Annotated in this window: 10 protein-coding genes; all 10 read left to right on the plus strand. The window is 31.2% G+C overall.

The features are described 5' to 3' along the window. Window positions 1–95: 95 nt before the first annotated feature. The 10 genes from QPK10_RS05250 (at window position 96) to QPK10_RS05295 (ending at window position 11,403) form a co-directional block, all read left to right on the plus strand. Window positions 96–1,775 (plus strand): hypothetical protein, encoded by a 1,680-nt coding sequence (locus QPK10_RS05250; RefSeq protein WP_368486956.1) that lies wholly within the window; start codon window positions 96–98, stop codon window positions 1,773–1,775. A 31-nt stretch (window positions 1,776–1,806) separates the two neighbouring features. Beyond that, window positions 1,807–3,243 (plus strand): hypothetical protein, encoded by a 1,437-nt coding sequence (locus QPK10_RS05255; RefSeq protein WP_368486957.1) that lies wholly within the window; start codon window positions 1,807–1,809, stop codon window positions 3,241–3,243. Window positions 3,244–3,418: 175 nt separating this feature from the next. After that, window positions 3,419–4,768 carry a signal recognition particle protein gene (gene ffh / locus QPK10_RS05260; RefSeq protein ID WP_368486958.1) on the plus strand — a complete coding sequence of 450 codons (1,350 nt, stop codon included), beginning with the start codon at window positions 3,419–3,421 and terminating at the stop codon, window positions 4,766–4,768. A gap of 144 nt (window positions 4,769–4,912) precedes the next feature. Then, a complete protein-coding gene (gene pyrH / locus QPK10_RS05265) occupies window positions 4,913–5,635 on the plus strand; it encodes a UMP kinase (protein ID WP_368486959.1) in 723 nt (240 codons plus the stop codon). Between the two features lie 4 nt (window positions 5,636–5,639). Beyond that, window positions 5,640–6,188, plus strand: coding sequence for a ribosome recycling factor (gene frr, locus QPK10_RS05270; protein ID WP_368486960.1), 549 nt, complete (start codon window positions 5,640–5,642; stop codon window positions 6,186–6,188). A 102-nt stretch (window positions 6,189–6,290) separates the two neighbouring features. After that, window positions 6,291–7,031 (plus strand): glycerol-3-phosphate acyltransferase, encoded by a 741-nt coding sequence (locus QPK10_RS05275; RefSeq protein ID WP_368486961.1) that lies wholly within the window; start codon window positions 6,291–6,293, stop codon window positions 7,029–7,031. A gap of 115 nt (window positions 7,032–7,146) precedes the next feature. Beyond that, complete coding sequence (uppS, locus tag QPK10_RS05280) at window positions 7,147–7,827, plus strand: polyprenyl diphosphate synthase (RefSeq protein ID WP_368487036.1); 681 nt, start codon at window positions 7,147–7,149, stop codon at window positions 7,825–7,827. After that, entirely contained in the window at window positions 7,820–8,902 is a 1,083-nt protein-coding gene (locus QPK10_RS05285) for a phosphatidate cytidylyltransferase (RefSeq protein WP_368486962.1), read from the plus strand. The genes uppS and QPK10_RS05285 overlap by 8 nt, the downstream gene beginning before the upstream one ends. After that, complete coding sequence (gene dxr, locus QPK10_RS05290; protein ID WP_368486963.1) at window positions 8,902–10,047, plus strand: 1-deoxy-D-xylulose-5-phosphate reductoisomerase; 1,146 nt, start codon at window positions 8,902–8,904, stop codon at window positions 10,045–10,047. The genes QPK10_RS05285 and dxr overlap by 1 nt, the downstream gene beginning before the upstream one ends. 36 nt (window positions 10,048–10,083) lie before the next feature. Next, on the plus strand, window positions 10,084–11,403 hold the full coding sequence (locus QPK10_RS05295; RefSeq protein ID WP_368486964.1) for a site-2 protease family protein: 1,320 nt from the start codon (window positions 10,084–10,086) through the stop codon (window positions 11,401–11,403). Window positions 11,404–11,415: the final 12 nt, after the last annotated feature.

Here is an 11,415-nt window from a genome sequence, read left to right on the forward strand (position 1 = left end):
TTTCTTTTATTTTACATAAAAAAAGAATAAAATAATAATATCCGAGAAGATTTTATCCAATCTAATTGTGACCGTGAACGAAGGGAGACATATTAATGAAAACACTTTTATTAATATTATCAACTTTAACAGCCGTAACTAGTTCAACACCAGTTGCTGTCGCTGTTAATAGTAATAAACAACTAAATATAAATGATAACACCAATAACCGAGAAATTATTAATCTCGAAAAACAATTTCAAGGTTATTTTAATTGGGGAACTGATCAAGTTCCTAGTGAATTTCAATTTGAAATAACTACTAATTTTAATTTAGCAAAGGTCGATGACCATGTTGATGCTCTTTTAATTAGTGAAAAAGCTGTTGGCAATGGGATTTTGTTTGGGGGATTTATTAGTAATTATGTTCAAGCTGGCTATTTAACTCGGACAGTTTATGACTACCAAACAGGAGAAACGAGCATCCATATTACACCCCATGGTAAAGATGAAAATGCTTTTTATCAAATTATTTATACAGCCAGTGAAAATCCTTATGGAATTGAACCAGGATCACAAATCAAAGTTAATATTGAATCAGGACATGGTAGTTTAATTAATATTGCAAAAATACAGCAATATATTGATGCCTTAACCAACCATAATGCCCAACCAATCCGATTTAACAATGTTGTTGATGAATATGCTTTAGCGAAAGAAGACATTGCTCGCAGAATTGACCAACAATTAATTGAATTAGGAATTGAAGGGGATGTTAGTGTTGCTAAATATGAATCTAATTTTTTATTTAACCTAATGAAAAAAGATAACATTGACACATATTTTGTCCAAGGAGTTAAAACCGCCCACCATCCTTTTATCCCGCACCGGGGAGAAACTTTACAGTATAAAATGATTATTGAAGTTTTGCAGAGTCCAAATGATAATTATGTTGATCATGCCAAAATCGAAATTCCGTTGATAGTAACTAACCCCCATGGGTATGATATTTCCTTAATGCAAAAATCATTTAATAATTTGCCAACAACAATTGAATATGGTATTGATTCGTTAGATGATTTTAAAATTAATGATTTAATGATTCACCTGGATAATGCTGCCAAAGCAATTGGTTTAGAATCAATGTATGGTGACTTTCCTCTTAACTTTTTCCAAGAAATTGTTGGAGAACCGGGATTAGCATATTATTTCAATGATAAGGGTCCGGATACAAATAGCATTACATTTCCGAATGTTCAAAAAATAGCTAAAAATAAAATTACTTTTAAAACCACTGACCCTAACCCATATAGTGATTTGGTTAGTGGTAAGGAGTTAAGTATTTATTTTAATATTAGAAATACTACTAAAACAAAAGTAATTACCCAAGCTGATACTTGAAAATCTGGATATGAATATAATACTGGATATTTACATGTTGATTTTAATGAAAATGATATGATTAATTCATTACTTCAGACAATTGATGAAGTTACTAAGCCAGAAAATACCGATTATATTGAAGGAAGTTTTCAGATTAAAGAATTTTATTTAACAAGAAATGGTGGTGATCCAATTAAATCATTTAATCCAGTTTTGGAAGCTTTAAATAATTACGTTAATGACCGGACAGTTGAAATCTCATTAACTGGGTATGAAACATACTGGTTATTTGTTGGCTATGCTTATACATGATACTTAAATGGTCAAGAAATTTATTATTCAGGAAAACATTGAGATAAAAATCCTAATTTAACTTTTCATGTTGAATGAACTTATTTAATAAAGAATAACTAAATTTAAACATACACTTAAATGGAGGATGAAAATGAAAAAAATTTTAAGTTTATTGGGTCTCGTTGTTTTAACAACTCCAGTAGTTTCGCAACTTAATGCTTGTGCTTATACTCAAGACAATAAAGATTATTTGAAACCAGCTGAAGAACCTACGTTAGGACGATTTTTTGGCCAGTGGTTAGCAACTACTTATCATAATTTTCAAATCAAAGATAATGAATTTACTTTTCGTGTTGATAAAGGAAAACTTTTTATTACGAATGAACAATTACATAATAATATTAGTAATATAGATGAACTTTTAAAAAATTTAACACCAAAATTACTTTATCAAATTATTTCACACCAAATTAAAACAAATGAAGAAGTTGTCAAAGACATCCAACATTTTCTTTTAATAGCCCGTATTTCTCTTGATAATAATGGAATTACTTTGTATGGAAATAGAAAATATCATTATGAAGATCTTAAATTTATTTTTTATAAAAATGATTTTGGCTGACATCGTGAAAGTATAGATACAATAGTTTTAAATGAGGAGGAAAATCCTAATTCTTTTGGTTCAAAAATTGTACGCCGGACAGTTAAAAATATAAGTGGTTTTGCTTCTGGTGAATATCAAGACAAAAATAGTTATCATTATAAGTTTTATCAGAATTATTATTTAACTTTGGCAATAAATAATAAAATTATTGATTATACTAATTATAATGACGAAAACATTAATATTGAGAGCACGCGTCATAATTATTACCATGGTAAAATAGATTTAACATTACCTTTTTGTCCAAAATTAATAAATAATAAGGTATTAGAAATTGATACACCCGATCGTGCTTTACCTAAATATTATTTTGAACAATTTGAAGGTAACGATCCTGATAACATCCCACTATTTTTTCGCAAGGAAGGTTTTGAAAAAATGAAAAACTTAGGAAAAATAGGTGTTGATGATAACCCTTATGATGATGGTTCAAGTCGTGGTTTCGCTGGGTGAAATATGTTTCAGGACTTTGTGAATTTATATGATTCAAATGAACTTTTAGTTAGACCTTTCATTTCAAATACAAATAGTAATCAAATTGAGATTGAAAAGGCTTGCCCCCGAGATTTAACATCTGAGCAAGTAGCAGATATAATTTATCGAAGACAATTTTTTAAATTTTATAATTATGCCTATCAAACAATTCCAGAACCCTTAAGACATACAGAATATCGTTATGTTGCATTATTTTTAATAAGTACAGAAGGGTTAACAACAATTTGAGATTTTTTTAATTATTCACCGTGATATACATCACAAGATACTGGCATTTTTCCATTTAATTTTACCAATTTAAGATGATTGACAGATTATCAAAATGATAATACGATTGTTAATCAAGTGATTGATGCCCATTATTTTAAAGTCCATTTAAATTTAGTTAATATTGATATGGATATTTGATTTCCAATAAGGATAGTATAACATTATAAAATAAAATTAATTAGTACATAATCTTGTTAAAAAATTATAAGATATGTACTATTTTTTATCCTTGTTTCACTCTTTAAAATATCTTTAAAAAGATTTTAAATTCCATTGTTTTATGTATAATTATAAAGAGTTTGATTACATTAAAAATACTAGAGGAGTTGAAAACATGATTGGTGACTTTTTAGCTGGGAAATTGAAAAAATCAATTGAAAAAAATTTAAAAAAATCAACATTAACAGAAGAAACTGTTAAAGAAACTTTACGCGAAATTCGTTTGGCATTATTAGAAGCGGATGTTAATAATGAAGTTGTTAAGGATTTTATTAAAAATGTTGAACAAAAAGCTAAAGGCGAATATATTAGTGAAGGTTTAAATGCTTCCCAAATGATGATTAAAATTGTCCATGAAGAGTTAGTTAATATTTTTGGAAAAACTGCCAAAGAAATTTCCTTAACTTCGAAACCAACAATTATTATGATGGTTGGTTTACAAGGAAGTGGGAAAACAACAACAACTGGGAAAATTTCAAAATTATTAGAAAAAAAATATCATAAAAAACCATTATTAGTAGCTTGTGATATTTATCGTCCGGCGGCGATTGATCAGTTAAAAACATTAGGAAAAAATTTAAACATTGATGTTTTTGAAAAAGGAACCCAAAACCCGGTGTTAACTGCTCAGCAAGCAATTGAATATGCCAAAACTAATAAAAATGATGTTATTTTATTAGATACCGCCGGTCGTTTGCATATTGATAACGAATTAATGACCGAGTTAAAAGAAATTAAAAAAGCAGTTAGTCCAGATGAAATTTTAATTGTTGTTGATGGAATGACTGGGCAAGATATTATTAATGTTGCTGAAAAATTTGATGACTTGTTAAAACTAACCGGAGTTGTTGTTACAAAATTAGATGGTGATGCCCGTGGGGGAGCAGCCTTATCAATTACCCATTTAACAAAATTACCAATTAAATTTATTGGAACCGGAGAAGGAATGAGTAATTTGCAAATTTTCTATCCTGACCGGATGGCTGATCGTATTTTAGGAATGGGAGATGTCCAAACCTTATTTGAAAAAGCGAAAGATGTCCTAGATGAACGTGACATTAAAAAAACCATGAACCGGATGATGATGGGACAATTTGATTTACAAGATTTATTAAACCAAATGCGCCAACTTTCGAAAATGGGAAAAATGGGCGGAATTATGAAATTAATTCCGGGAATGCCAAAAATTAGTGAAGAAAAAATCATCGAAGCTGAACGTAAATTAAAAGTTACCGAAGTCTTATTATCGTCAATGACAGTTAAAGAACGACGAGAACCACGATTATTAAAACATATCTCTCGTAAAACAAGAATTATTAAAGGTTCAGGGCGAAGCGAAAAAGAATATAATGAATTAATTAACCAGTTTGAAAAAACTAAAAAACAAGTTGATGAAATGGCTAAACAAATCAAATCTGGGCGAATGCCAACAAAAGGTTTTGGTGGTTTTGGTGGTTTTAATTAAAAAATTTTCTAAAAACTTAGAAAGTTTTTTTATGGAAAAATTGCTAATTTCCCAACAATTTTTAACCAAAAACTTTTATTCTGAAAATAAATCATTATAATATTATAGAACAAGATATTTTTTGGAAAGGAACTTATTAAGATTATGGGTTTAAAATATAAAAGAGTTTTATTAAAATTATCTGGTGAAGCTTTAGGAGATCATCAAGAACCATATGATCCCCAAAAACTCCATGAAATTGCTAAACAAATTGTCGCTTTGCAAAAAGAAGGTTTAGAAATTGCAATTGTTGTTGGTGGGGGTAATATTTGGCGTGGTAATCGGGCTGAAACAATTAATATGGACCCGATTAGTGCTGATTATATGGGAATGTTGGCAACAGTGATGAATGCCTTAGCATTAGAATCAGTGTTAAAATACGAAGGTAGTGACCAAGTGGTTGTGATGTCTAAAATTCAAGTTCCCGAAGTTTCGTCACCATATTTATTTAAAAAGGCAAAGTCACAATTAGAAAAAGGATTTATTGTGATTATGGCGGGGGGAACTGGCCAACCTAAATTTACAACTGATACAGCAGCGACTATCAGAGCAATTGAAATTGAAGCTGATGTTTTATTAATGGCTAAAAATGGGGTTGATGGTATTTACGATAAGGATCCCAAAACACATAAAGATGCCATTCGTTTCGAAAATATTAGTTTAAATGAATTACAAAACAAACAATTAAAAGTAATGGATTTAACCGCTAGTAGTTTAGCAATGGAAGATGAACTTGATATTGTTGTCTTTGATATTAATGAACCCAATAATATTTATAAAGCAGCACATGGGAGTGCTCGTTCAACATTAGTTACAGGAGGAAAGTAAAGAAATGACAAACCAAATGGTGGAAACAACCAAGTCCAAAATGGATAAGGTAATTAATAGTTTTGAAAATGAATTAATTAAAATTAGAACCGGAAGAGCTAATCCTAACATGTTAGCCCATATTATGATTGATTATTATGGAACCTTAACCCCAATTCAACAAACTGCTAATATTATGGTTCCCGAAGCGCGCCAATTAGTTATTAAACCATATGATAAGTCATTAGTTAGTGTGATTGTGGGGGCTATTAATAAATCAGATTTAGGATTAGCCCCAATTGCCGAAGGGGACTTAGTGCGCTTAAACATCCCCCCTTTAACAGAGGATCGTCGCAAAGTTTTAGTGAAAGAAATGTGAAAAGAAGCAGAACATTTCAAAGTGACAATTCGTAATGAACGCCGGGATGCCAATGACCACATTAAAAAAAGTAGTGATTTATCAGAAGATGATAAAAAATACTATGAAGCAGAAATCCAAAAATTAACTGATAATTATATTAAAATAATTGATGAAAAAGGGAAAACTAAAGAAAAAGAATTAATGGAAGTATAGTAATATACTTTTCTTTTTTTGGGAGTTTTATAATAAGCTCTTTTCTTTTCCAGGAAAAAATATTAAAATTAATACTAGAATAATTTATTAGAGGGAAGTACAATGAATGGTTATGGAATTTTAGGAACAATAATTGCCGTTATAATTGGTTATTTATTAGGATCAATTAATTTTAGTATTTTAATTGCAAAATATTTTCATAAGGTTGATATTCAAAAAGTTAACACCGGGAATCCCGGGGCAACAAATATAACAATTACCTTAGGTAAAAAATGAGGATTATTAGTTGTTTTTCTTGATGGGATTAAAACTATTATTGTAATGTTCATCACTTTTGGAATTAGTTGTATTGCCATTCCCGGGACAAGTTTTAACCTGGGTCAAACAAGTTATTATATTCCCGCGGTAGTTACAATTTTAGGTCATTGTTTTCCAATATACCATCGTTTTAAAGGGGGCAAAGGAGTAGCTTGTTTCTTAGGGTTCTTATTAATGATTAATCCGTTTTATTTTATTATCTGTGTGGGGTTATGATGAATTATTTATCCGATTACTAAACGGGTAACTTTTTCTTCCGGACTTAGTATGCTAACAATTGCCCTAGTTTGTTGGTTACCCTGAATTAGTATGATTACAACTGTTAGTGGTGACTACCATGTGATGATGACGAGCAAAGTAGTATGGTTTAATCATTTTCACCAATATAATGACATTGGGTACTGAGATAATTTTATCTTAATTAATGTTTGTTTAGATCTCGCCGCCTTATTAATTGGGATTGTGACCTATGCCAAAAGTAAAGTAAAACAAAAACAACTCCCTAATTCATCCAACATTAAATAATTATTTAATGTTTTTCTTTTGGAAAAATACGAAGTCCCCCGGCAATATATAGTATAATTTTGGTAAGTAAAATTTAGAAAAGAGGAATGATATTATTAATAAGATTCCACAACATATTGCTATTATTCTTGATGGTAATGGGCGGTGAGCCACTGCCCGAGGATTAAGTCGAACAAAAGGCCATGAAGAGGGTGCCCGCCGAATTAAAGATGTCGCATTAAAAGCTAATGAAATGGGGGTTAAATACTTAACAATTTATTGTTTTTCCACTGAAAATTGAAAACGAAATTTAGCTGAAGTTAATTATTTGATGGCAATGCCCGAACGGTTATTAAATGATGAGCAAGTTAAAAAATTTCAGAATGAAAATATTAAATTAAATTGAATTGGCAGACGAACAAAAGTTCCGGTTTCGACAGCTAATGCTTTTTTAAAAGCAATTAATGACACTAAAAATAATTCGGGCTTGGTGTTGACCTTTGCCTTTGATTATGGTTCGTTAGAAGAAATTACCCAGGCGGTTAGCACAATTAAAAACGATCCGAGCATTACGACCATTAGCGAAGAAGTTATTTTCAACCATTTATATACTAAAGATCTCCCCCCTGTTGATTTACTAATCCGTACCGGGGGTGAGCAACGGTTAAGTAATTTTTTATTACTCCAAAATTATTATGCTGAGTTTTATTTTACAAAAAAATATTGACCAGATTTTGACGGAAATGCTTTAATTGAAGCAATAATAGATTATAATAATAGAGATAGAAGATTTGGGGGAATTAAACTTGATGAATAATATTAAACCAAAAACACCAGATAATACTCAACCACCAGCAAGTGATAATCAACCACCGGTTGAGAATAACACACCAGCACCAAACCAGAAACACGTCATGTTTCAAAAAAAATATCGCCAGCGCTATATTACGTTTGGGGTGCTATTATGTTTTTTAGTGTTATATATGTTTACCGGAGCAATTACTACCGAGTGACAAACAATGGCCCACATTGATGTTGCTAATTATGTTTTTATTATTTTAAATTGTTTAATTTTATGTTTAGTTAACTATGAAATTTTAAAATTAAACGGGGGCGATAAGTGACCAATTTATACCCAAGTTATTACTTACCTGTTAATTGTATTCTTATATATTTTACCAGTGGAAAGAGTTAGCGAAGGATATGCCCCAATTAATTTTCCTTTTTATACTTATGCTAATTGAGGATGATTACAAAACTGACTAATTTTTGTAATTTACTTCTTTGTTTTCCTAGTTTATATGGTTTTAATATTAAGTGGAAAAGATATTACCTTTGGAAAAATGTTTATTACTTTTGCCTTTAGTATTTATATGATTTTTGCTTTTAAAGCAATGACCAAATTTATGTTGAATCCTAATTTTGGGTGAAGTAGTGTCTTATGGCTAGCCTTAATTATTATTTTAACTGATACTTTTGCTTTTGTGGGGGGTGTTAGTTATGGAAAACATAAGTTAGCACCAAATGTTTCACCCAATAAAACTTGGGAAGGGGCGATTACTGGTACCCTAGTTGCTAGTGCAATTGCAATTGCCTATGCAATTTTAATGTTTAAATTTACCGACCAGGCGGATGGTAAATGAGTATTTGATTTCTTTTCCAATGATAATAGTCAAAATACCATGCGCTATATTATCTATGTGCTATTAGCAATTATTTTATCAATTTTATCGCAATTAGGTGACTTGTCATTCTCATGAATTAAACGGAAATATAATATTAAAGATTTTAGTAATTTACTACCTGGGCACGGGGGAGTCTTAGACCGTCTTGATTCATTTTCACTAGTGTTTGTTGTTATGTTTATTATTAGTGCAATTTTAATGAAGTAATGCGAGAAATTATTCTTTTTGGTGCTAGTGGAAATATTGGGAGTCAGACGTTAAGGATTTTAAAAAATAATCCGCAGGATTTTTCCCTGGTTGCGATTAGTGTTGGTCAGAATGTTACTAACCTTGCCACAATAATTGCGGATTTTCCTAGTATTAAACAAGTTTGAGTTTTACCAACTGGCAAGATTGACCAGTTGCAACAACAATATCCGCACCTTGAATTTTTCAGCAATGAGCCTGGTTTTGATGAAATCTTAGCAAGTTATCCCCAGGCGCTAGTGGTGAACGCGATTTCTGGGTTTGGTGGGTTATACCCAACCTTAGCTAGTTTACAGACTAAAAACCGCCAGTTATTATTAGCTAATAAAGAATCGTTAGTTTTAGCGGGGGATTTGATTAACCAATTAATTACAACCAATAATTGTACGTTGTATCCTGTTGATTCAGAGCACTGTGCAATTTTTCAATGTTTGGAAACAAATAATCACCTTAATAAAATTCTCTTGACTGCTTCGGGAGGAATGTTTGCCAACCTTTCATTAGCAAAGTTAGCGACAATTGATGATACGGCGGCCTTTTCTCATCCCACTTGGAAAATGGGTGCCAAGATTACAATTGATTCTTCTAGTATGATGAATAAAGCATTAGAAATTCTGGAAGTTTATCATCTATTCAAGACTAAAAACATTGAGGTTTTAATTCATCCCCAATCAATTGTTCATTCTGCTGTTCAGTATGATGACTATTCAATTATTGCCCAACTATCAGTTCCTAATATGGAACAGGTTATTAGTTATTTTTTATATTATCCAATTCGGAAAAGCCAGGTTACTTTGCAACCCCTTGATTTTAGTAATTTAACCTTAACTTTTCAACCAGCCGATCCTAACCGGTGGGTAGCAATTAAATTAGCATTCCAATGCTTATCACAGCCAAACTCTCTGGCTGTTGTTATGAATGCTGCCAATGAAACGTTACGGGCATTATTTATTGCTAAAAAAATTCGGTTTTACGAGATTGTTCCGTACGTTGAATATTTTATGCAACAACATCAACCCCGAAATCTGACAAATTATCAAGAAATTAAAGAATTAAATGATATTATTAAAAGGGAAGTTAATAATTTTTTTGAAAAATCTGATTAACAGAAGCAGTTAGACAAATTGGAAATGGGTGAATAAATGTCAGCAGGAATGATTATTTTAGGGTTGTTTTTAGGAATCTTAATATTATTAATCTTAGTAACAATTCATGAATTTGCTCATTTTATTGTGGCAAAATTAGCCGGAGCCTATGTTTATGAATTTGCAATTGGTTTTGGTCCCAAAATTATTTCTTGGGGAAAGAAAGAAACCAAATATTCAATTCGAATTTTTCCCTTTGGGGGTTATGTTTACATTGCGAGTGAATTAACTGATCCTCCTAAGGGAAGAGAAGATGAAGTTGTTCCGAAAGCCCGTAAAATGGAAAATATTGCTCGCTGAAAACGCCTAATTTTTATTGTTGCTGGAGCCTTAATGAATTTTTTCATTGCGGTTTTTATTTTTACAACTATGTTTGCGGCAACTGGAATGAAAACCAATGACATGACTTATTGGGGTGCCCATTATGATGTTAATCAACCATTGTATAATGCATTAAAAGAAACAGAACCCGCAGTTAGTCAAGAAATGGTTATTTTAAATTATTGACTAGGGCCAGATGAAGCAAAGTTAAAAGCAGCTGCCCAAGAATATAAAGCTAGTGGAAAAGATACTCCTGATGTTCCCCGCGTTGATATTGGAACGGTTAATAATATTCCTAATTATTACACAACAGTTTATAGTTTTTTAGATCATTTAAAAACCCAATACGATAATAATAAAAAACATAATGATTTGATTTTACTTAATTATGTCTTAGTTAATAAATACCATGAGGTTTATCAATATCAGAACACTGGTGGTAGATTAACAGAAGCTGTTGACCTAAAACAAGGAAACAATACTTATGTGGTGGGAATTGCTCCGCCGAATCGGATTTATCAATCAACCGCGCAAGCATATGGGGCCGGATGAACAGAAACCTTTAATGAGTCAGTAACTATTTTAAAATCATTTGGGTTATTATTTACTGGTCAGTGACAACAATTATCCGGGCCAGTGGGAATTGCGAAGACAATGTCGACAATTGTTTCCCAAGGTCCAGCGCCATTCTTTATGTATGTGGCGATGTTATCTGCGAACTTATTTGTTTTAAACTTAATTCCAATCCCCCCGTTAGATGGTTTCAAATTCTTAGAAACAATTGTTGAATCATTCGGGAATGGTTATTTCCGGATTCGCCAACGAATTTTACTATTAAAATATCGTGATGATAGTGATAAAATAAAAGCAATTAAGGAAGAGCCAATTGGGAATTGACAATTACCTCATAAATGAAAGATAGTTATTAATGTCACGGGGGCAGTATTATTTATTGGGTTATTTATTGGTATTACCATTAAAGATGTCTTTTTTTAAAATCTTAATTTA

The sequence above is a fragment of the Spiroplasma sp. DGKH1 genome, assembly GCF_040940205.1.
Classification (GTDB): domain Bacteria; phylum Bacillota_I; class Bacilli_A; order Mycoplasmatales; family Mycoplasmataceae; genus Spiroplasma.